The sequence below is a fragment of the Dokdonia sp. R86516 genome, assembly GCF_044596715.1.
GTDB lineage: Bacteria > Bacteroidota > Bacteroidia > Flavobacteriales > Flavobacteriaceae > Dokdonia.
This window is the reverse complement of record NZ_CP138998.1, coordinates 1809610-1831869: the sequence shown is the minus strand read 5'-3', so window position 1 is coordinate 1831869 and position 22260 is coordinate 1809610. Positions and strand designations below refer to the sequence as shown.

Annotated in this window: 18 protein-coding genes; 4 read left to right on the top strand and 14 right to left on the bottom strand. The window is 37.3% G+C overall.

The window, feature by feature from the left end:
* Window positions 1–215 precede the first annotated feature (215 nt).
* On the top strand, window positions 216–1283 hold the full coding sequence (fbaA, locus tag SJY23_RS08310; protein WP_035334372.1) for a class II fructose-bisphosphate aldolase: 1068 nt from the start codon (window positions 216–218) through the stop codon (window positions 1281–1283).
* Window positions 1284–1490: 207 nt separating this feature from the next.
* Window positions 1491–2348, top strand: a complete 858-nt coding sequence (gene accD / locus SJY23_RS08305; RefSeq protein WP_035334374.1) for an acetyl-CoA carboxylase, carboxyltransferase subunit beta — start codon at window positions 1491–1493, stop codon at window positions 2346–2348.
* Between the two features lie 68 nt (window positions 2349–2416).
* On the opposite strand, the gene SJY23_RS08300 is transcribed toward accD, so the two are convergent.
* The 5 genes from SJY23_RS08300 to aceB form a co-directional block, all read right to left on the bottom strand.
* Window positions 2417–3394: a polyprenyl synthetase family protein gene (locus SJY23_RS08300; RefSeq protein WP_396595990.1), complete on the bottom strand. Its 978-nt coding sequence runs from the start codon at window positions 3392–3394 to the stop codon at window positions 2417–2419.
* Window positions 3395–3427: 33 nt separating this feature from the next.
* Window positions 3428–4468, bottom strand: coding sequence for a 23S rRNA (adenine(2503)-C(2))-methyltransferase RlmN (rlmN, locus tag SJY23_RS08295; RefSeq protein WP_035334380.1), 1041 nt, complete (start codon window positions 4466–4468; stop codon window positions 3428–3430).
* Between the two features lie 167 nt (window positions 4469–4635).
* Complete coding sequence (locus tag SJY23_RS08290) at window positions 4636–5799, bottom strand: pyridoxal-phosphate-dependent aminotransferase family protein (RefSeq protein WP_396595989.1); 1164 nt, start codon at window positions 5797–5799, stop codon at window positions 4636–4638.
* A gap of 263 nt (window positions 5800–6062) precedes the next feature.
* Window positions 6063–7673, bottom strand: a complete 1611-nt coding sequence (locus tag SJY23_RS08285; protein WP_035334384.1) for an isocitrate lyase — start codon at window positions 7671–7673, stop codon at window positions 6063–6065.
* 93 nt (window positions 7674–7766) lie between these two features.
* Window positions 7767–9362 carry a malate synthase A gene (aceB, locus tag SJY23_RS08280; protein WP_396595988.1) on the bottom strand — a complete coding sequence of 532 codons (1596 nt, stop codon included), beginning with the start codon at window positions 9360–9362 and terminating at the stop codon, window positions 7767–7769.
* Between the two features lie 126 nt (window positions 9363–9488).
* Here aceB and SJY23_RS08275 point away from each other — a divergent pair, with 126 nt between their 5' ends.
* Window positions 9489–10961, top strand: coding sequence for a helix-turn-helix domain-containing protein (locus SJY23_RS08275; RefSeq protein ID WP_396595987.1), 1473 nt, complete (start codon window positions 9489–9491; stop codon window positions 10959–10961).
* Window positions 10962–11157: 196 nt separating this feature from the next.
* Here SJY23_RS08275 and queA read toward each other — a convergent pair whose 3' ends face one another.
* The 7 genes from queA to rsgA all read right to left on the bottom strand — a co-directional run bounded on the left by queA (window position 11158) and on the right by rsgA (window position 19334).
* Complete coding sequence (queA, locus tag SJY23_RS08270; protein WP_035334390.1) at window positions 11158–12207, bottom strand: tRNA preQ1(34) S-adenosylmethionine ribosyltransferase-isomerase QueA; 1050 nt, start codon at window positions 12205–12207, stop codon at window positions 11158–11160.
* A 100-nt stretch (window positions 12208–12307) separates the two neighbouring features.
* A complete protein-coding gene (locus tag SJY23_RS08265; RefSeq protein ID WP_396595986.1) occupies window positions 12308–13555 on the bottom strand; it encodes a 3-phosphoshikimate 1-carboxyvinyltransferase in 1248 nt (415 codons plus the stop codon).
* Between the two features lie 6 nt (window positions 13556–13561).
* A complete protein-coding gene (locus tag SJY23_RS08260; protein WP_013749990.1) occupies window positions 13562–13888 on the bottom strand; it encodes a nucleotide pyrophosphohydrolase in 327 nt (108 codons plus the stop codon).
* 54 nt (window positions 13889–13942) lie between these two features.
* A complete protein-coding gene (locus SJY23_RS08255; RefSeq protein ID WP_396595985.1) occupies window positions 13943–15955 on the bottom strand; it encodes a DUF3857 domain-containing protein in 2013 nt (670 codons plus the stop codon).
* A gap of 1 nt (window position 15956) precedes the next feature.
* Entirely contained in the window at window positions 15957–17852 is a 1896-nt protein-coding gene (locus SJY23_RS08250) for a DUF3857 domain-containing protein (RefSeq protein WP_396595984.1), read from the bottom strand.
* Between the two features lie 70 nt (window positions 17853–17922).
* Window positions 17923–18375, bottom strand: a complete 453-nt coding sequence (gene dtd / locus SJY23_RS08245) for a D-aminoacyl-tRNA deacylase (RefSeq protein WP_396595983.1) — start codon at window positions 18373–18375, stop codon at window positions 17923–17925.
* A gap of 2 nt (window positions 18376–18377) precedes the next feature.
* Complete coding sequence (gene rsgA / locus SJY23_RS08240) at window positions 18378–19334, bottom strand: ribosome small subunit-dependent GTPase A (protein ID WP_035334398.1); 957 nt, start codon at window positions 19332–19334, stop codon at window positions 18378–18380.
* Between the two features lie 146 nt (window positions 19335–19480).
* On the opposite strand from rsgA, the gene SJY23_RS08235 reads away from it, so the two are divergent.
* Complete coding sequence (locus tag SJY23_RS08235) at window positions 19481–20134, top strand: hypothetical protein (protein ID WP_035334400.1); 654 nt, start codon at window positions 19481–19483, stop codon at window positions 20132–20134.
* 74 nt (window positions 20135–20208) lie between these two features.
* On the opposite strand, the gene SJY23_RS08230 is transcribed toward SJY23_RS08235, so the two are convergent.
* Entirely contained in the window at window positions 20209–21291 is a 1083-nt protein-coding gene (locus SJY23_RS08230) for a bifunctional 3-deoxy-7-phosphoheptulonate synthase/chorismate mutase type II (RefSeq protein ID WP_013749997.1), read from the bottom strand.
* 59 nt (window positions 21292–21350) lie between these two features.
* Window positions 21351–22202 carry a prephenate dehydrogenase gene (locus SJY23_RS08225; protein WP_396595982.1) on the bottom strand — a complete coding sequence of 284 codons (852 nt, stop codon included), beginning with the start codon at window positions 22200–22202 and terminating at the stop codon, window positions 21351–21353.
* Window positions 22203–22260 lie beyond the last annotated feature (58 nt).

Genomic DNA, 22260 nt, shown 5'->3' with positions numbered 1-22260 from the left:
CAATATTACTAGCTACAAAATTATCTTGCCTGAATCATCTACTGCTATACTATAATTCACCCTAGGCTCTGATACTTTCTAAGAGCACTATAGCTAACGACCACGCTTTCGCGAAAGCGTAACCTAGCTAAAACGTTGTCGTAGTAACCTCCATATGCCGGCTACTTTCCGAGTAATATTTGTTATTTTTACTGCACTAATCTTAAACAACAACAATGTCGCATTCTATAAAACCAGGTGTAGCCACGGGCCACGAAGTACAAGCAATTTTTAACTATGCAAAAGAGAAAGGTTTTGCCCTTCCTGCGGTTAATGTAATTGGGTCTAACAGTATCAACACGGTTCTAGAGACTGCAGCAGCGCTTAATGCTCCTGTAATTATCCAGTTTTCAAATGGTGGAGCTCAGTTTAATGCTGGAAAAGGATTAAACAATGACAACCAAAAAGCAGCCGTACTAGGAGCTGTAGCTGGAGCAAAGCACGTACACGAACTTGCAAAAGCATACGGAGCAACCGTAATTTTACACACAGATCACTGTGCAAAAAAATTACTTCCTTGGATGGACGGGATGCTTGATGCAAATGAGGCTTACTATAAAGAACATGGTCACTCACTCTTTAGCTCTCACATGATTGACTTAAGTGAAGAACCACTTGAGGAGAATATTGAGATTTGCAAAGGATATCTTGAGCGCATGGCTAAGATGGAAATGACACTTGAGATAGAATTAGGTATCACTGGTGGTGAAGAAGATGGTGTAGATAACAGTGATGTAGATGATTCAAAATTATACACACAACCAGAAGAAGTTGCTTATGCTTATGAGGAACTAAGTAAAGTAAGTGATCAATTTACGATTGCTGCAGCTTTTGGGAATGTACACGGAGTTTACAAGCCAGGTAACGTAAAGCTTACCCCGAAGATTCTTAAAAATTCTCAAGAGCATATCTCTGAGAAGTATGGTAAAGAGCACAACCACATTGATTTCGTATTTCACGGAGGAAGTGGATCTACCGTAGAGGAAATACGTGAGGGAATCTCTTACGGAGTTATCAAAATGAACATTGATACAGATTTACAATGGTCTACTGCAGAAGGTATCCGTGATTATTTTGGAGAAAATGCTGAGTATCTTAAAACTCAAATAGGAAACCCTACTGGTGATGATTCTCCAAACAAGAAGTTTTATGATCCTCGTGTATGGCTACGCAAGGCAGAAGGAACAATGGGAGCACGTCTTAAAAAGGCATTTGAAGATTTAAATAATATCGATACACTATAGTATCAACACATTATAAAATTTGTAAAAACGGATTACATCAAAATTGATTTGATGTAATCCGTTTTCCGTATTTTTACAGCTTGCATTAGTAATTAATGAGTCCTAAAATTGCTAGGACTTACTTTCTGATACAGGAAAGAATTTATTTATAGTTATAACATTTTCGCGAAAGCGGAATAAATACCATTAACCAAATTCAAACATAATATGGCTTGGTTCAAACGTAAAGAAAAAGGAATACACACTGCAACAGAGGACAAAAAAGATACTCCTAAAGGGCTGTGGTACAAATCACCTACTGGAAAAATAGTAGATACAGAAGAGCTAGAAAAGAACTTCTACATCTCACCTGAGGATGGATACCACGTACGAATAGGTAGTAATGAATATTTTGAAATCCTCTTTGATGATAATAAATTTAAAGAGCTAGATACCAAACTTACTTCTAAGGACCCTCTTAAGTTTGAGGATAAGAAGAAGTATGTAGACCGTCTCGCTGCTGCTCAAGAAAAAACAGGTCTTAAAGACGCTATTAGAACTGCCGTTGGTAAGTCTAAAGGTGCAGATATTGTAATAGCTTGTATGGACTTCAGCTTCATAGGTGGGTCTATGGGAAGTGTTGTAGGTGAAAAAATTGCACGTGCTGCAGACTATTCTCTTAAGAATAACATTCCATTTATGATTATCTCTAAATCTGGAGGTGCTCGTATGATGGAAGCGGCATTATCACTCATGCAACTTGCAAAAACAAGTGCTAAGCTTGCTCAACTTGCAGATGCAGGGATTCCTTATGTATCGCTTTGTACAGATCCTACTACCGGAGGTACTACAGCATCATTTGCCATGCTTGGGGACATTAACATCTCTGAACCTGGTGCACTTATAGGCTTTGCAGGACCACGTATTGTACGTGATACTACTGGAAAGGAATTACCAGAAGGCTTCCAAACAGCAGAGTTCTTGCAAGAACACGGTTTCTTAGATTTTATCACTCCGCGTCAGGAATTAAAAAACAAAGTAAATCTTTACTTAGATTTAATCATGAATCGAGCGGTTAGAGCTTAATCATTATAAAATATAAAAAGAGGCTAAACGTAATGTTTAGCCTCTTTTTTTTGAGTACAACTTTTAATTTACTTCTCCCTATCAATCACATAATTTACCATAAGCTCAAGAGAGTCACGGTACACAGACTTAGGATACGTCATTAAGATTTTTAGCGCTTCTTGCTGTAATCCCTTCATCTTCGTAATAGCATATTCCAGACCACCATTGTCTCGTACAAAGGCAATTACTTCATTTACACGCTTCTTATCTGTATTCTTATTTTTAATACTATTGATGAGCCAATTTTTATCTTTTTTAGAAACGGTGTTCAGTACATAAATGAGCGGTAAGGTCATCTTTTGCTCTTTGATATCAATACCTGTTGGTTTCCCAATTTTGGCAGTACCATAATCAAACAAGTCATCTTTAATTTGGAAAGCCATACCTATAAGCTCTCCAAATTTATGCATGCGCTTCACCTCTTCATCTTTAGCATGAACAGCACAAGCTCCCATAGCACAACAAGCCGCAATGAGCGTTGCTGTTTTTTGCCTAATAATTTCGTAATATAAGTCTTCTGTAATATCAAGCTTGCGGGCTTTTTCTATTTGGAGTAATTCGCCTTCTGAGATTTCTCTCACCGCAACAGAAATAATTTGCAACAGATCTGTATCGCCATTATCTATAGAAAGTAATAGTCCCTTTGAAAACAAAAAATCACCAACAAGTACTGCAATCTTATTTTTCCACAATGCATTAAGTGAGAAAAAACCTCTGCGTATGTTACTATCATCTACTACATCATCATGTACAAGGCTAGCAGTATGAATTAACTCTATAACCGATGCCCCGCGATAGGTGCGGTCGTTTACCTCACCATTGTTCATCATCTTTGCGGTAAGAAAGACAAACATAGGGCGCATTTGCTTACCCTTACGGTTTACAATATAATGCGTGATACGATTGAGAAGAGCCACCTTAGAGCGCATAGAAAGAGAAAACTTTTCTTCAAAAAGCTCCATTTCATAAGCGATGGGTTCTTTAATCTGTGCTACTATTTTCATTATAGTAAAGATAAGTAACAGCTACTTTGCATCCTATTGCTTATTAGCTAGTTGTCCGCAGGCTGCATCGATATCTTTACCTCTTGATCTACGCACGGTTACTGTCACACCATTTGCTTCAAGCACTGACACATAACGGTCTAAAGCTTCAGGATTTGCTTGCTGGAACTGACCATCATCAATGGGGTTATATTCAATGATATTTACTTTGCTAGGTACTGCTTTACAAAAGTCCAACAAGGCCATAATATCTATCTGACGATCATTAATACCATCCCATACCACGTATTCATAGGTTATACGTTTTCCTGTTTTTTGATACCAGTAAATAAGCGCCTCTTTAAGATCTGCAAGTGGCATTTGCTCATTAAAAGGCATAATCTCTGTACGCACATCATCAAGCGCAGAGTGTAATGAAACAGCAAGGTTAAACTTCACCTCATCATCTGCCATTTTCTTAATAATCTTAGGCACTCCAGAGGTAGAAACCGTAATGCGCTTAGGAGACATCCCTAATCCTTCAGGATCTGTAATCTTATCAATCGCTTTAATGACATTATTATAATTCATTAAAGGCTCTCCCATTCCCATAAAGACAATATTAGACAGCGGCTTATCGTGATATAGCCTGCTTTGTCTATCTATCACGACCACTTGATCTACAATCTCATCTGGATTGAGATTACGCATGCGTTTTAAACGTGCGGTAGCACAAAACTTACAGTTAAGGCTACAGCCTACTTGTGACGAAACACAAGCAGTTGTTCTATTTTTTGTAGGAATCAATACAGACTCCACCATGAGACCATCATGTAACTCTACTCCATTTTTTATAGTACCGTCACTACTGCGCTGCATCTGGTCTACACGGATGTGATTAATCACGAAGTTTTCATCTAAAAGTATACGAGTATCCTTAGACAGGTTTGTCATATCAATAAAGTCGTGTGCACCTTTTTGCCACAGCCATTCATATACCTGATTTCCTCGGAAGGCTTTATCGCCTTGAGCTACAAAAAAATCTCTAAGCTCTTCCTTACTTAATTTACGTATGTCTCTCTTATCTGTTTTCACAATGCAAAGGTACGTAGTTGTTTGTTGGTTTTCACATTTGAATACAAGCTCGCTATTAAAAGCTCTTCAATACTATCAAAACAATGACACACAAACCTATTTCAAATAAAAACGCCAGACTTCTTAGGGAGAAACTAGCGTTATAAAGTCATAAAATAATTGCACTTTTAATCCAGACTATCTTGAAAAACTTTCAAACCTATGCCAGATTCAAAAGAATAATTTAAAGCAGATAGGGAGCGTTCTAATGCACCTATCACACAAAGCAAATCATTTGCCGATACGGAGCCCATGTGTCCTACCCTAAAGTAATTGGCTTTGATTTCTGAGAGTAAGCCTCCGGCCACAATCACATCATCTTGCGTCATATTTGCTCTCAAAGCAGCCCCATCAAGACCCTCTGGATAGTATACTGCAGTAAGCGTACTCGCAGCAATCTCTTCTGTTTTTGGTAATATATCTAAATTCAAAGAACGGATTGCAGCCCTAAAAGCACTAGCAAGACGCTCATGCCTATGTACTCTTGCGACCATTCCTTCACTACAAATTAATTGCAGACTTTTTTCAAGTGCAAGAATTAAGTTAACAGGTGGCGTGCCAAAATAAGATGGACGTCTTTCCTCATATGCTGTCATGATGGGCAACCAGTTATTCCATGATGCATAATAATTTTGAACAGGTGTTTTTCGGTTTTTCCACACTTCTATTGCTTTTTGCGATGCTACTAGCAATGCTAATCCTGGCGGCACACCTATTGCCTTTTGAGATCCTGTAAGGACCACATCTACACCCCAGGCATCTTGCAAGATTTCTTGACCAGCCACAGAGCATACTCCATCAAGTATAGTAAGAGCATTATATTTCTTTGCAAGTTTACACAGAGGCTCTGGCGCCACCATGACACCTGTAGATGTATCTACATGCGTGAAGGTAACTACCTTATATTTTTTTGTTTTAAAAGCCGCTTCTATCTCCGTTAAAGACACAACCTCGCCTATAGGCGCAGTTAATATGGTCGTATCTGCACCATAGGTTTCCAGTATATCTTTAAAACGTTCTCCAAAATAACCAGAAGAAACAACTAGCGCAGCATCTCCTTTTTCTATTAGATTTGCAGCTGCCATATCCATCGCAAGCGTACCACTCCCTGCCACTACAAAAGGCTGTCCACTCGGAGCATTCCACACTTCACGCATCATATCTAGACTATTCCCAAAAACCTCTATAAAATTTGGCGCAACATGACTCGCAGTAGGCACTGCCATCGCTTGCAACACATCTGGCTCAAATTCTATAGGACCAGGGATCATCAGTAATTTTCTACTTTTCATATTTTTCCTAAGATTTTTAATGATATTTTTTTGCCTTCCTTTTCATATTTCCTTGTAAAATGTTTGTTTTAATAACGCTTTCGCGAAAGCGCAACTCAATAAACATCATCCACTATAAGTATATATCAAAAAAGCAATCTAATAAAATGTTAGGATAAAGAAAACCCTAACTTAGACACTATTATCACAGAAATTATTATTGCTGAACAAAAAAGGCGGCATACACGACACCGCCTTCCCAACAATTAACAATTTGTTTGAGGCTACGCTGTCAAAACAGGATTATTATTTAATACCGTTTTCTTCTCTTGAAATTGATTACTAGTATTATTTGCTCCTCCAGCCTTTAGAGCCTTATCTCCTGCATAAAATGTTTTGTGATCATCTCCTAGGTCAGAACCAGCCATTCTCTGGTGTTTTACACAAGAAACTCCTTTACGTATCTCTTGCCTTTGCACATCTTTCACATAAGCCAGCATACCTTGATCTCCAAAATAACCTTCGGTAAGATCATTCATATGCAGTGCAGTAGTGTGATAAGTAGGCAACGTAATGAGGTGGTGGAATATTCCCGCTTCAAGGGCTCCGTCTCTTTGGAATGTTTTAATTTTTTCATCTGCTCTATGAGACAATTCCGTCTGATCATAAGCTGCATCCATTAGATTATTACGATCGTATGCAGTCATATTTTCACCTTCTTCTACCATCTCATCATACGCTTGATTTCTAAAGTTAAGTGTCCAGTTAAAAGAAGGAGAGTTATTATAAACTAGTTTTGCACTAGGCTCTACTGCCCTTACTCTATTTACCATATGAGCGATTTGCTTCACATTAGGCGTAGGCGTTTCAATCCATAAAAGGTCTGCTCCGTTTTGCAAACTCGTAATACAATCTAGCACCACTCTATCTATGTTTGAACCGCTCTTAAACTTGTAAAGACCATTAGGCAATCTTACTGGTCGCACGAGTTTTCCATCTCTTTTAAGAAGCACATCATCTTCATTTGCACTATTTATATCTACTTCTTCTGCCTCTACAAAAGCGAGATATTGAGAAGCGAGATCTCCTGGCTCTTGGCTTACAGGTAATTTCTGGGTAAGACCTGCACCCTCAGAATCTGTTCTTGCCACAATAACACCCTCATCTACTCCTAGCTCTAAAAAGGCATAACGTAGTGCGTTAAGTTTTGCTATAAAATCCTCATGAGGAACGGTCACTTTACCATCCTGGTGACCGCACTGCTTTGCATCAGAAACTTGGTTTTCTATCTGCAGTGCGCATGCTCCAGCTTCTATCATTTTCTTTGCCAGTAAATAAGTAGCCTCTTCATTTCCAAAACCTGCGTCTATATCTGCGATAATTGGAACTATATGCGTTTCATAATTATCAATTTGATCTTGCACATCTTCACCTGCATCAAGACGACGAAACAAATCATTGAGTTCTACAGCATCTGCTTGTCTTAAGAATGTATAAATTTCTTCAATTAATTTTGGCACAGCAGTCTTTTCATGCATAGATTGATCTGGCAAAGGACCTAACTCTGAGCGTAAAGCGGCAACCATCCATCCAGAGAGGTATAAGTATTTTTTATTAGTAGTACCATGATGTTTCTTAACAGCAATCATTTTTTGCTGCGCTACAAACCCGTGCCAGCAACCTAGCGACTGAGTATAACTCATAGGATTTGCATCGTACTCTTCCATATCCTTGCGCATTATACTCGCAGTATATCTTGCAATGTCGAGGCCTGTTTTAAATCTATTTTGAACAGCCATACGAGCTGTATTTTCTGGACTTATGGCACTCCAAGAGTTTCCATGCTTTGCTTTAAGTGATCTAACAACTTCAAGAGCCGAATTGTAGTTTGACATAATACTAAGTTTTAAAAATTTATTTAATGTGTGCCTATAAAGGCGGTAATAGTTTTGTTATGATTATTTGAAAAATAGCCTATGGATATTTACCTAAAGAAATTTATAAGCTGGCGTGGTTAAGAACTCTTCAAAGTCTTCTGCTAGAACCAACTCTTTAAAGAGATTAAATGCATTCTCAAACTGAGTTTCTTTTATTTTATGAGAACCCACTTCAGTAATGATTTTTTCAACTTCTTCATCAAAAAGCTCATTGAAGTATTCTTTTGTAAATGCTTTTCCATCTTCCAGCACTGCTTTGTTTTTTATCCAGTGCCAGATTTGTGTTCTAGAGATTTCGGCAGTAGCAGCGTCCTCCATTAAGTGATAGAGAGCTACCGCACCTTGACCACTTAACCATGCGTTGAGATAGAGTATTCCTACATTAATATTTTTACGCACTCCAGCTTCTGTGACCGTGCCCGCAGGAATTGCAACTAGGTCATCTGCTGTTACCACAACATCATCTCTTGTAATGTTCAGCTGGTTTGCTGTAGGCATATGTTTATCAAACTCATCCATCGCAATTTGAACAAGCGCTGGATGAGCAACCCATGTACCATCGTGTCCATTTATAACCTCGCGTTCTTTGTCTTTTCTTACTTTTTCTAAAGCTGCTTGGTTTGCCGAAGGATCATTTTTAATAGGCACTTGCGCTGCCATACCTCCTATTGCGAGGATTCCGCGTTTGTGACACCTTTGTATTACCAACTTAGAATATGCGTCCATAAAAGGCGCCGTCATTCCTACTTGATCCCTGTTAGGAACTAAGAAATCAGGATCATTTCTAAACTTCTTGATATACGAGAATATATAATCCCAGCGACCGCAATTAAGACCAACGATATAATCCTTTAACTCATAAATAATTTCATCCAACTGATGGCTTGCCGTGATTGTCTCGATTAGTACCGTACATTTAATCGTTCCCTCAGGAATATTTAAGTAATCTTGAGAAAATTTAAAAACCTCATTCCATAGTCTCGCTTCCTTGTAATGCTCAAGCTTTGCTAGGTAGAAATAGGGTCCTGTACCATTTTCTAGTAACTGACGTACGTTTGTAAAGAAGTACAATCCAAAATCTAACAAAGACCCAGACACTTCTACGCCGTCTACAAGAACATGTTTTTCATTAAGGTGCCACCCTCTTGGCCTTACCAGTAATGTAGCAACAGCATCATTGAGTGTATACTTTTTATCCTTAGTAGGATGATGATATGATATCGTTTTATTTACAGCATCTCGCAAGTTAATCTGACCTTCCATCACATTTCTCCATGTAGGCGCAGTACTATCTTCTAGGTCTGCCATAAATGTTTTTGCACCAGAGTTAAGTGCGTTAATAATCATCTTACGATCTGTAGGTCCTGTGATCTCCACCCTTCTATCTTGCAAATCTTGAGGAATCTCTCCCGCAGTCCACTCACCCTCTCTTATTTCTTGTGTTTCTAAAGGAAAGACAGGCTTCTGCCCTTGATCAAATAGTAACTGTTGTTGCTCTCTAGAACGTAATAATTCTAAACGTGCGGGATTAAACTTATCATGAAGCGCCTTAATGAAGTCTAATGCCTCATCAGTGAGTATTTCTGAATAATAGCTTTTTACTTGGTTGCTAAAGCTTAGTGCATGTTGGTTTATTTCAGGAGCCATAATTATCTTTTTAAAAATTCTATGGCACAATGTTAAAAAAAATACTTTGATTAAAAAAGCGAACGTTCGCTAAATATACATTTTCACTAAAAATAGCTATTCGCAAAAAGTGGTATATTTGTATATATGGAAGAAGAAGATATCAAACTTATATTTGGCTTAAAACTACGCCAGATAAGGACTGACAAGAATTTATCACTTTTTGGACTATCAAAACTTACAGGGCTTTCAAAATCATATTTAAATGAAATTGAAAATGGAAAAAAATACCCTAAACCCGATAAGATTGTCACACTTTCTGAAAAATTAGACATTCCATATGATCAAATGGTCTCTTTAAAACTTGATAAAAATCTTGCTCCTATAGGAGAGATTTTAAAATCAAAGATTCTCAAAGAGATACCTCTTGAGCTTTTTGGGATTAAGGAAAGTGACTTAATAGATATTGTATCTAATGCTCCAGCTAAGGTCAATGCTTTTATAAGCACAATTATAGAGATAGCGCAACACTACAACTTTAGCAGAGAAAGCTTCTTTCTAGCCTCTGTGCGATCATTTCAAGAGGCAAACAATAACTACTTTGACAACATAGAGCAAAAAGTGCTCGACTTTGTTAAGTCTTATCAAATAAATCAAGGACAAGGTATCTCATCAAATGAACTAGAGGAAATTCTCATAGAAGAGTACAACTACACCATAAAAAATGATGAACTAGACAAGCACGAGGATTTAGATAACCTCCGATCTGTTTTTATTCCAAAATCACGATCGCTACTAGTCGCGGGTGATATAGATGAGTCACAACGCACGTTTATCTACGCAAAGGAAATAGCCTATAATTATCTAAACATTACAGAGAGGCTATACACGTTCCCGTGGATACTTTTTGAAACTTTTGACCAAGTGCTCAATAATTTTTATGCCTCTTACTTTGCTGGAGCATTGATCATTCCAAGAAAAAATCTCACAACTAAAATCAAAGATATTTTTAAGGAGCGTACTTTTCAAAAAGATACTTTTGAGCACATTACAAATGAATTTAACGCATCACCCGAGTCTTTCTATCAGCGACTTACAAATATCCTACCTAAAGAATTCAACATTAAAAACTTGTTTTTCTTGCGGTTTACGCACAAACTTAACGACACAAAATTTCACCTCACAAAGGAGCTACACCTAGCACACCAGCACGCACCAAGAGCTAATGAGAGTGATGAACACTATTGCAGAAGATGGGTGTCACTACAAGTGCTTAAAGATCTATCTAAGAGTAGCGAGAATAGTAAGTTTGACTTGCAAATTTCTAATTATGAAAATGAAGGTGTACGGTACTTAGTTTTATCTACCGCTACAAAGGACCCCTTTAAAGAAGACAAGTTTAGAAGTATAAGCATAGGTCTCCTCATCAACAAACAACTAGAGCGCAAAATAAAATTCCTTAAGGATCCAAATATCCCCACCCGTAATGTAGGAGTAACTTGCGAGCGTTGCGCCATTAAAGATTGTGAAGTGCGACAAGCTCCACCTAAGGTTCTAGACCGAACTTCAAAAAACAAAAACATTGCAGCCATTGTGAAGCAGCTTAATGATGAGCATTAAGAATACTAGCGTACACAAGTGGGCTTAACTCCCTAGCCCCGATTGTAATGAAAATCCCACAGCTGCCTGGCGAAGCCGGCGCGAGGAATTGCAATGAAAGCGGGAAACTAGATACCACAAATACTATAAGGTGATGCTCCTAAAACAAAAAACCCAAACATTGCTGTTTGGGTTTCTATAGTTATATATGTTGAAATTAGATAATCAACATTGCATCTCCGTAAGAGTAGAATTTATATTTCTCTTTTACCGCTTCTTCATAAGCTTTCTTCATAAAGTCATGACCTGCAAATGCAGAAACCATCATTAATAAAGTAGACTTAGGCGTGTGAAAGTTTGTAATCATACAATTTGCAATACTAAAATCGTATGGAGGGAAGATAAATTTATTAGTCCATCCACCAAACTCGTTAAGTGTATTATTGCTAGAAACAGCACTTTCCATAACTCTCATCGAGGTTGTACCTACGGCACAAATACGACGTTTTTCCTTTAGCGCTTTATTGATAATCTCTGTTGCTGGCTTATGTATATATGCCTCTTCACTATCCATTTTATGCTTAGATAGATCTTCTACCTCTACTGCGCTGAAAGTTCCTAAACCTACGTGTAAAGTAACCTCAGCAAAGTCTACTCCTTTAATTTCAAGACGCTTCAATAAGTGCTTTGAGAAGTGTAATCCTGCAGTAGGTGCTGCTACAGCTCCTTCTTCTGTTGCATAAATGGTCTGGTAGCGATCTTCATCTTCTGGCTCTACCTCTCTATTAATATATTTAGGTAATGGCGTTTCTCCTAATGAAGTTAGCTTTTTTCTAAACTCCTCATAAGATCCATCATATAAGAAACGAAGTGTACGTCCTCTTGATGTTGTATTATCAATTACCTCTGCTACTAGACTCTCATCGTCACCAAAGTAAAGCTTGTTACCTATACGTATTTTACGTGCTGGATCTACAAGAACATCCCATAGACGTGTTTCTGAGTTAAGCTCTCTAAGTAAGAATACCTCGATACGTGCTCCAGTTTTTTCTTTATTACCGTATAAACGAGCTGGAAAAACCTTAGTATTATTAAGCACCATCACATCTTCCGGCTCAAAATAATCAATAATGTCTTTAAACATTTTGTGCTCGATAGTCTGCTCTTTGCGGTTAAGTACCATAAGGCGTGACTCGTCACGATTTTCGGCTGGGCGATCTGCTAGTAATTCATCTGGCAAATCAAAGTTAAAATGTGATAACTTCATAAAGGGTTTTTATTTTAGTTTTTGTGCTCACAAAAGCAGTATGAACCGCTCATTTGCAAGATCGCAAAGATACAATCTTGAGATAGGCGTTGTCAAGTGTTTAGCCAATTATCTCTTGACCAAACCCTAAAGTTTCTAAATCTTTCCAAAAATCTGGATATGACTTAGACACCACCCCTGCATCATCTATTAATAATGGAACCGATAGCGCTAGTGGCGCAAAAGCCATTGCCATACGATGATCATGATATGTCGCAATTGTAATACTCTCGTTAAGCGCTGCTTCTTGTGGCAGTAACGTAAGGTCTGTATCTGTTACCATAATCCCTCCACCTAGCTTTGTAATCTCCTCACGCAGCGCTTCTAGCCTGTCTGTTTCTTTTATTTTGAGCGTATGCAATCCCGTGAGATGACATCCTACTCCAAGTCCTAAACAGGTAACTGCTATGGTCTGTGCAATATCTGGCGCATTTGCAAGATCTAATGTGATTGTTTCTGGAAGTTCAAAATCTTTGGCTAATGACAAGGTAAGTGTATCCCCATTAAATTCAGAAATTACACCTAACTGCTTATAAATATCTTGTAATACTGCATCACCCTGCAAGCTATCCTCCTTATAACTGCTTATGGTTATAGAAGTGTCTAAAGTACGCTTTCGCGAAAGCGCAACAATACTATAAAAGTAAGATGCACTACTCCAATCTGACTCTACTGTAATTTCCCTATGCTCGCTACTTTTTCTTCCTGGTTTGATAGTTATAATCTGACCTACAAAAGTGGCCGCAATATCTAGCTGATGTAATAATGCTAGCGTCATGTTTATATAAGGCACCGAAGTGATTTTACCATCGAGATGAATGGTAAGTCCATTTTCTAGCGCTGCTCCCATCATCATAAGTGCAGAGATATACTGGCTGCTCACATTTGCCTTGAGCGTAACCTCACTTTTTGTGAGTTTGCTTCCTTTAATATGAAGCGGCGGATACCCATCATTTTTTACATAAGAAACTTGAGCACCTAACTGCTGCAATGCTTCTACAAGTATTGCCATAGGGCGCTGCTGCATGCGCTCGCTCCCCGTGAGCAATGTCTCTCTACCTTCTTGTATAGAAAAATAAGCGGTAAGAAAACGCATTGCCGTACCTGCATGGTAAATATCTACCTCACTTTCTGTAGACGCTAGTGCCTTTTGCATCACCGCAGCATCATCACTATTTGAAATATTCTTTACCACAATACCATCAAAGAGCGCTTGTAAAATAAGCAGTCTATTAGTCTCACTTTTTGACCCTGTGATTTGTATCTCACCACTGGTACTGGCTGCAGTATGTTGTACTTTTAAGAGCATAGGCTATTACTTCAATTTCTCATTATTGTGATGACGATCATGATCACGCTTAGTCTTTATATCAAGCTTTTTATCAAAGGCTTCTTGAAGATTAACTCCCGTCTGATTTGCTAGGCATAATACTACAAACATCACATCTGCAAGCTCCTCGCCTAGATCTTTGCCTTTATCACTTTCTTTCTCACTCTGCTCCCCATAGCGACGTGCAATAATGCGCGCCACCTCTCCAACTTCTTCAGTAAGCTGAGCCATATTAGTAAGTTCATTAAAATAGCGCACTCCGTGAGCTTTTATCCAATCGTCTACTGCTTGTTGTGAGTCTGAAATGTTCATGTCTTTTTTTATCAAAACTACTTTGTTTTGATCAAAAGCCAAACTTATCCTACTTTAGATTTTAGATAATACTATTTTTTCTGTTTCCTTAGACACAATAGCTTCATAGAATTTCTTTAAATCACCGTAGCTATCTGCTGCTAAAAATGACTCATTAATTGATCGTTGAACAGAAATAGTAACCCCATTAACATTTTTTGATATAATGTATTTATAAAATCCGATGTTTCCAGCTAGACTTACAGATAATGACTCTGGCATACTTTCTACCTGATAGCCGTCTGGAATTTCTATATTAAAGATAAATCTGCTCAAACGCCCGTAGTCATAATCTATAGGCAGCTTACGTTCTTCTGCTTTAAAGACATTTGTTTCTTGTCCAAAAAACAATAATGGGCTTATATAAATTTTATCTCCTATCGTTTCAAAATAATCGTCAACCCGAGCCTTAAATGAAATCTTGAGCGGCTTAGAAACGTTTTCTTTTTCCTCAACTCCAAGATCAAGTATTTCGTAATCATTGTAAATGGAAGAAACGAATTTTGACATTTCTGAAGCATCTTTACCAGATAAATTTTTACGCATTCCATATGCATCATTATGGGTATATCTATTATTTACTATTACTATTGGCGCGCCCACTTCATCTATTTTTACATTGACAAGAGCGTCATGTATAGCTTGTTTTCCAATTAGTTTTACAACTTCTGAGACTCCATCTTCTTTTAACAATCTACCTCCAAACCAATTAAGCAATTCTGGCTTAAGCACATTAGGACTTGACATCTTATCTGATGCGTCGAGCAACAATAAATCTCCACCTATTTTAGCAGAAGCAATAACTGCATTAAATCCTGAACGAGTTGGAAATAAAAAAATACCGTTAGACTTGGTTCCGAGTATCACTGGAGATGAATCTATACCAGCATATTGAAGCATTGACACTAAGAGCAAGTTTATTTCAGTAAGGCTTCCAGTATTTTCCTTATAGACACTAGATAAATTATCATTGACATATATACCGTAATAATTATCCCAAACCATTTTAGACTTTACATAGTCATAAATGCGTAGTGTTGCTTCTTTTTTAGACAACCCAGCAATGAGATGATCAACATCATCTTTAAAAAATCCTTTTTTTCTTAGTTGCCCTCCAAAATTAGGTGAGTCATAAATTTTCTTTGCCACATCTTCCCAGCTAGACGAATAATATTCTGGCACTTGATTAGGATATCGAGTAGCAGATAATTCAAATTGAAGTGTAGACCTATAGTTGTTTACATTTCCAGAAAACGGCTCCTTCTTAAGAGATGGAACATCACTCTGTACTACTGAAGACTCAATATCGTTAAACTCATACACATCTATTCCTTTTTTCTCCTTTACCGCTAATCCTTGTGCTTTTTGCTTGTAAGGAATTGATAGTTTTCTACCTCTTGAACTTGTGTTGATTTTAAATGGTAACCAGCCACTTCTATGAATTTTATACTCAAGATACTCTGGAGCTTCAAAAGACAATTCCACCTTTTTTATAGGTATGGATTCTTGGAAGTAGAATTTATCAAATTCATTTAGATAAGGGGTTCTTATGGAGTATTCATATTCTATTACAGAACCATTTTTAATGTTTGGCATTGTAAAAGTAACTTTTGTATACCTCTCATTTACTTCCTCTTTATAAACTTGCTTCTTATCAAGTTTGATTTTTTCTATATCCCCATCATAATTGTAGGTATATGCCTTAAGACCGCTCAAAACCTCATTTGCACTATTATTAGTTCCTTGATATAAATAAACACTCACCGTCAACCAATCATTGTTGTCTTTATTATAAATCTTTATGCGTTCCTGTCTTTTTATGAGAGCTGTAAATCCTTTCTCTTTCGTATAAATAAAAGTAGTCTTAAAATTCCTGTACAATATAGCAGCCTCTGCCTGAGGCTCACTAGGATGTTTTACTTCTAGCAACTCCTCTTTTGAGACTTTTCCAAATTTATAATTTTGCGCATATGCAACTTGACTTGCAAACACAACACATATTAGTATGGATAAAAACTTATTGATCATTCTAATTCTTTTTTAATATTACTTTTTGATTATCAAATCTTGAGATTTTCTTCATAAACTTCCTAAACTCATTATATCTCTCTTTAGGGAACGTACCATCTTTGAGAGTGAGATGTCTTTTATAGCTCAATCCAGTATTAGTTTTATCAAACACCATCTTATAAACACCAAAATCAGTAGTTAACGATATATCTTCTGGTATTGACTCGAAACTATAATTATCTGGAATTTCGATAGTCACCTCATCATCATCTACAAAACCTCGAGAAATCTCGAAGGAATACTTTCGATCTTTATATTTCATAGGGATATGTGAATATCTATTCAAAGCATTAATTGCCAATAACATTTCTTCACCAGCAAAAGAAGCATAGCTCTCGGCTCTAAAAGTCACTTGCTCCTCTATTGACACAGCATTCTTATTGTTTATTATAGAAATTTCTTCAAGAGAGACATTATTAATATAGCTCCAAAAATTATAGTAGTATTTTTTTTGCTCCATTTCTGTTTTCTGTGCAACTGTATACCTATCATCATATTGTATTCCTGACGATATAATATGAGCATTTACTTCTATTGCACCACCCTCAAGAACCTTGTAGCTCCCTTTAATCTGTTGTCTATTTGAAGCGTGATTATAGACATCCGTATGTACAATTTTTCCTCCTTCAGGAGTTACCACTACAACATCCCTATCATCAGTAAAGTCACCTATAAAACCAAAAGGAATATCCTGACTCGTACATTCCAACCAAACATACTCGTCTCCATCAGGAATTGTCAAAATCGCATGATTACCTTGGAGGGAAACAAAATCATCTTGTATATCGCGCTTATCACGACCTCCATACAGAACCGTATAATATGATGGTATTTCGGCTATTTCCAATAGCGCCTTTGTATAGTTTGTGAGCGCTTTACAATCGCCATAACCTAATTTATCTACATCTGAAGCAAGCATAGGTTTCCATCCACCTATACCTACTTGAACACTTATGTAACGCGTTTTATTTTGAACGTACTCATATACTTTCTTAGCTCTTTCAATTTTATCATTCTCTCCCTCAACAAGTTTCTCTATTTCAATACGAGTTGTTTCTGGAATTTCACTTACTCCTTGTAGCAGATGAGTATTCATCCAAGTACCAAAACTAGCCCAATCATTTGCTACTCCAGAAATACCAGAAAGACTAAAAGTATCTAGACCAAAAATCACCCTAGGAACTATTTCTCTAAAATTAGGACTAAAGTCTTCTTGAACTAATGCAATAAAATTTTCTGTAGATACAACTAATTTGTTTGGTTGCTCTTCTATAGTAATTGATTCATTCTGATTGAATGCCTTATATTTAAGACCTAAATCACCATTATGAATAATTGTGTAACTACTTTTTTCTGTACTAGAATGATACCTACCCGTAGGCTGCCATCCCGGAATAAACCCAGTATCTGGTGTTAATGATTTAGACTCAAAGACCAATGTAAATGGATAGGAAGTAGCGGTATAGTCTAAATATTTAACCCTAGAATCAGAAAACAAGGTTCCGCCACTCACAGCACTAGCATCCTTAAAATCACCCTTTTTAAAGGACGCAATCTCTTCTCCTAACTCATTGTAAACAGTAGCATTTAGAGATTTTACTTTAATATCATTATCATAGTGAACATAAGCACCTAAGGCTCTTTCACCTTTTTTATTCATGACGGTAACAACCCTGTAGTTTGTAAATTCCAACGTTTTTTCGTCAGGAATGTTTACTAGTATTTTTTCGTCTCGCAAAATACTATTTGCAGAAACTAAAAGCTCCTCAGGAATATCAGTTATAGCATAGTTAAAATCTTGGCTATACATCACAGAAGTAAAGCCTAAATAGGCAAGAAAGTAAAGAAAACGCATTAATTGATTGATGATTGATGATTGATGAATTATGCGCCAAAGTAGGACTTAAAGAATTATCCTACAAGAATTAAATACGGTTTTTTGTATCAATTACAATTGTAACAGGCCCATCATTAAGTAATTGAACCTTCATATCTGCACCAAATTCTCCTGTATAGGTGGATTTATTGCGCTTTCGCGAAAGCGTACTCACAAACTCTTCATACATCGGGATGGCTTTATCTGGTCGTGCTGCTTCTAAAAATGAAGGTCGATTACCCTTCTTAGTACTTGCAAATAACGTAAACTGACTAATGACCAAAATGTCTCCATCTACATCACCCACAGAAAGATTCATTGCACCATCATTATCACTGAAAATTCGCAGGCCAATTATTTTATTTGTGAGCCACTCAATATCATCTTTCGTGTCATCATGAGTAACACCTAGCAATACAAGTAACCCCTGCTTAATCTCAGATTTTACAACTCCGTCTATAGTGACAGAAGCTTCTGTTACTCGCTGTATTACTGCCTTCATTATTATTGCTCTTCTGGGTAGTGATCTTTTCTGTAATGTTGCTCGTCATCTCCTTCTAGCATCTGTGTATAACTCTTATAACGTGACCAGTGTAGTTCATCATTATCTAGTGCTTCTTTTACAGCACATTTAGGTTCTTCGAGGTGTAAACAGTTATTGAATTTGCACTCACTCTTCAAAGCAAAGAACTCAGGAAAATAGTCTCCTATTTCTTCCCGTTCCATATCTACAATACCAAACCCTTTGATTCCAGGAGTATCTATAATACGTGCATCAAAATGTAAATCAAACATCTCTGCAAAGGTAGTCGTATGCTGTCCTTGACTGTGCTGTACGCTTATTTGCTTTGTTTTGAGATCCAAGGTAGGTTCGATGGCATTGACAAGAGTAGATTTCCCCACTCCAGAATGACCTGTAAACATACATGTCTTACCTTCCATCATTTCTTTTACCGCATCGATATTCTTTCCAGTAATTGCGGAAATTCCTACACACTCATATCCTATCTCACGATACATTGCCGCAAGATATTTTATCTCCATAATTTCCTCTTCATTATAAGTATCTATCTTATTGAAGAGTAACACAGCTTTAATATGGTACGCCTCTGCAGTTACCAGAAAACGATCTATAAACGCCGTAAAAGTAGGCGGATTGTTAAGCGTCACTAGTAAGAATACAGTATCCACGTTACTAGCGATGATGTGTGTTTGCTTAGAAAGGTTTACAGACTTACGCACAATGTAGTTATCTCTGTCGTGTATTTTTGTAATCACACCCGTCTCAACATCACTTTTAGTATCAAGATCAAAATCTACAACATCTCCTACAGAAACTGGATTTGTACTTTTAATTCCTTTAATACGGAATTTTCCTTTTATTCTACATTCATACCACTGGCCGCCATCCGTCTTTACGGTGTACCAACTTCCAGTAGATTTATAAACAGTTCCTGTCATACGCTTGTGTCAATTGCAAAAATACTTTCTTTTTAGTTACTCACTAGAAATATTAAAAAAACTACTTGTCTTAATTTTAAGAATTGTAGGAATTTACAGCAAGATTTTAATATTTTAGCGCAATAAATCAATCAAAAATGATATTAATGAAAAAATCAATTCTTTTTATTGCAGCTTTTATTTTAATGACTCCTTTCCTTGTAGCTCAAACAAGCCTGTATGAAAACCCAGCGTTTGATGAAATTGCTAAGGAGCATAAAATTATCGCAATCGTACCATTTAAAACTCAGGTAAAGCTTAGACCTCGACAAATGAAAGATATGACAGATGAGCAACTAAGCCGTCTTGAAAAAGCAGAAGGTGAGGGATTACAAACTGGTATGTTTTCTTGGTTTCTAAAAAGAAAAAAAAGAGGTAAACTCACTACTCTAGAAATCCAACAACCTTCTAGAACAAATGCTCTTCTAAAAAAGGAAGGTATTGACTATGACAACATTTATGAATACACTACTGACGAACTTGCTAAAATTCTAGAAGTAGATGCCATCATATCTGGAGATTATGAGACTAACAAACCTATGAGTGAAGGAGCAAGCGTTGCACTTTCTTTATTAATAGGCTTTGGTGGATCTACAAATAGTGCTATTGTAAACATGAATGTAAACAATGGAGCAGATGGCCAACTTCTATGGAACTATAACAAAAAAGTACGTGGTGGGCTAGGTAGCTCTCCTGAAGACTTGGTAAATGTCTTAATGAGAAAAGCATCTAGAAGACTTGCTTACACTAAGAAAGATTAATCACTTTACTCACAAATAAAAAAAGGCTCAACATTACGTTGAGCCTTTTTCTTTATAGCTAGCTATCTAAAGCCTTACGACTTCGCCACCTTCTTCTGGTGATTTATAGACTCTTGGTGTACTGCTTTAAATACACGTAGTATAAACTCTTCGCTTAGATTGTTTTGCTCTCCCTCTAAAATCATCTTACCTAAGATTTCATTCCATCGTTTTGTCTGTAAGATCGAAACGTTATTTTCTGCCTTAAGCTCTCCTATACTATCAGAGATTTTCATGCGCTTTCCTAAGCTTTCAATAAGCTGGTGATCTATCACGTCAATCTTAGTACGCAATGTGTTCAATTTATTATTGTACTCTACCTCTGTACCTTCTTCTTTACGGATTTTTAAATCCTTCATCATTTGTACGAGCGTAGCTGGTGTGATTTGCTGTGCAGCATCACTCCATGCATTATCTGGGTCATAATGCGTCTCTACCATGATACCATCATAGTTGAGATCAAGACCTGTCTGGCATAAATCATGAATAATATCACGACGTCCAGCAATGTGTGATGGATCAAGAATTAATGGAAGATCTGGAAATTTATTCTGAAGATCTATCGCTATTTGCCATTCTGGATTATTTCTGTAACGTGTCTTCTCATACGTAGAGAACCCTCTGTGTATTACACCTAGATTTTTAATATCCTGAGTATAAAAACGCTCTACCGCCCCTAACCATAAGGCAAGATCTGGATTTACTGGGTTTTTAATAAGCACCGTTTTATCTGTTCCTTTAAGAGCTTCTGCAATTTCTTGAACGATAAATGGAGATACTGTTGTACGAGCCCCTATCCACAAGATGTCGATATCTGCTTCAAGAGCTAGGTCTACGTGGTTTGCATTTGCAACCTCTGTCGTAGTAAGCATTCCTGTTTCTTCTTTGGCTTTTTGTAACCATTTAAGTCCAAGAGCACCTACTCCTTCAAAGTTTCCTGGACGCGTTCTAGGCTTCCAGATCCCGGCACGTAGTACGGTAGCATCTGTGTCTTTAAGTTGGTGAGCAATTTTAAGCACCTGCGCTTCCGTCTCTGCACTACATGGTCCTGCAATTACAAGAGGGTGATCAAGGCCAAAAGCGTCTAACCAATTTCTAAGTTCTTTCTTATTTTCCATAACATTTAATTTGTGCCGCTTCGGGCTTTTGATATTTACGCTTTCGCGAAAGCGCAAAACTATTTAATTCCGTTTAAAATTTCCTTAATGTGGTTCGTGTTTTCCATCTCATCGTGTACTCCTTGAAAATCATCATTTTCAAGAAGTGTTTTAAAATCGTTGAGATTGGCAATATATTCAGTTAACGTCTCTAAGACATTCTCTTTATTCTCTTTAAAAATCGAGGTCCATGTTACTGGATTACTTTTTGCCAAACGCACGGTAGATGCAAAGCCACTGCCCGCCATGTCAAAAATATCACGTTCATTTTTCTCTTTTTGTATCACCGTCTTACCTAGCATAAACGCGCTTATGTGTGAGAGGTGACTTACGTATGCAATATGCTTATCATGAGACACAGGGTCCATGTAGCGTATGCGCATTCCCATATTTTTGAAGAGGTCTAGCACTTTTTCTTGCAGCTTAAAAGCTGTTTTCTCTACCTCGCATATAATATTAGTCTTCCCTGTATATAAGCCTGTAATCGCTGCACTAGGCCCAGAAAACTCTGTCCCTGCGATAGGATGACATGCAAGAAAATTGCGACGTTTAGGGTGTGATGCTACTACTTCACAAATGGCTTGTTTTGTAGATCCCATGTCGACCACAATCGTATCGTCTCCTATATAATTAAGAACATCTGGTAGTACGTGAATAGCCACATCTACTGGGATTGCTAGCACTACGAGGTCTGCTGTTTTAATATCTTCTAGTACGGCGCCTTTATCTATAAAACCTAATGACAACGCTTCGGCTAGGTGAGAATCACTTGCATCTATACCATAAATAGTTGCCGCAGGTTCTTGCTCGCGCAAATCTCGCGCAAATGATCCTCCTATAAGCCCCAACCCTATGATATAAATGTCTTTCATTATCTAAATATTACTCTCTAATTGCTCAAATTCAATGTTTTACTAACAAAAACACCTC

Coding starts and splice junctions, on each gene's coding strand:
- SJY23_RS08250 (WP_396595984.1), bottom strand. CDS start 17,852: ATGCGTTTTCTTTACTTTCTTGCCTATTTAGGCTTTACTTCTGTGATG.
- SJY23_RS08260 (WP_013749990.1), bottom strand. CDS start 13,888: ATGAACATTTCAGACTCACAACAAGCAGTAGACGATTGGATAAAAGCT.
- SJY23_RS08225 (WP_396595982.1), bottom strand. CDS start 22,202: ATGAAAGACATTTATATCATAGGGTTGGGGCTTATAGGAGGATCATTT.
- dtd (WP_396595983.1), bottom strand. CDS start 18,375: ATGAAGGCAGTAATACAGCGAGTAACAGAAGCTTCTGTCACTATAGAC.
- SJY23_RS08255 (WP_396595985.1), bottom strand. CDS start 15,955: ATGATCAATAAGTTTTTATCCATACTAATATGTGTTGTGTTTGCAAGT.
- rsgA (WP_035334398.1), bottom strand. CDS start 19,334: ATGACAGGAACTGTTTATAAATCTACTGGAAGTTGGTACACCGTAAAG.
- accD (WP_035334374.1), top strand. CDS start 1,491: ATGGCTTGGTTCAAACGTAAAGAAAAAGGAATACACACTGCAACAGAG.
- SJY23_RS08285 (WP_035334384.1), bottom strand. CDS start 7,673: ATGTCAAACTACAATTCGGCTCTTGAAGTTGTTAGATCACTTAAAGCA.
- SJY23_RS08300 (WP_396595990.1), bottom strand. CDS start 3,394: ATGAAAATAGTAGCACAGATTAAAGAACCCATCGCTTATGAAATGGAG.
- SJY23_RS08230 (WP_013749997.1), bottom strand. CDS start 21,291: ATGGAAAATAAGAAAGAACTTAGAAATTGGTTAGACGCTTTTGGCCTT.
- SJY23_RS08265 (WP_396595986.1), bottom strand. CDS start 13,555: ATGCTCTTAAAAGTACAACATACTGCAGCCAGTACCAGTGGTGAGATA.
- SJY23_RS08290 (WP_396595989.1), bottom strand. CDS start 5,799: ATGAAAAGTAGAAAATTACTGATGATCCCTGGTCCTATAGAATTTGAG.
- SJY23_RS08235 (WP_035334400.1), top strand. CDS start 19,481: ATGAAAAAATCAATTCTTTTTATTGCAGCTTTTATTTTAATGACTCCT.
- aceB (WP_396595988.1), bottom strand. CDS start 9,362: ATGGCTCCTGAAATAAACCAACATGCACTAAGCTTTAGCAACCAAGTA.
- fbaA (WP_035334372.1), top strand. CDS start 216: ATGTCGCATTCTATAAAACCAGGTGTAGCCACGGGCCACGAAGTACAA.
- queA (WP_035334390.1), bottom strand. CDS start 12,207: ATGAAGTTATCACATTTTAACTTTGATTTGCCAGATGAATTACTAGCA.
- SJY23_RS08275 (WP_396595987.1), top strand. CDS start 9,489: ATGGAAGAAGAAGATATCAAACTTATATTTGGCTTAAAACTACGCCAG.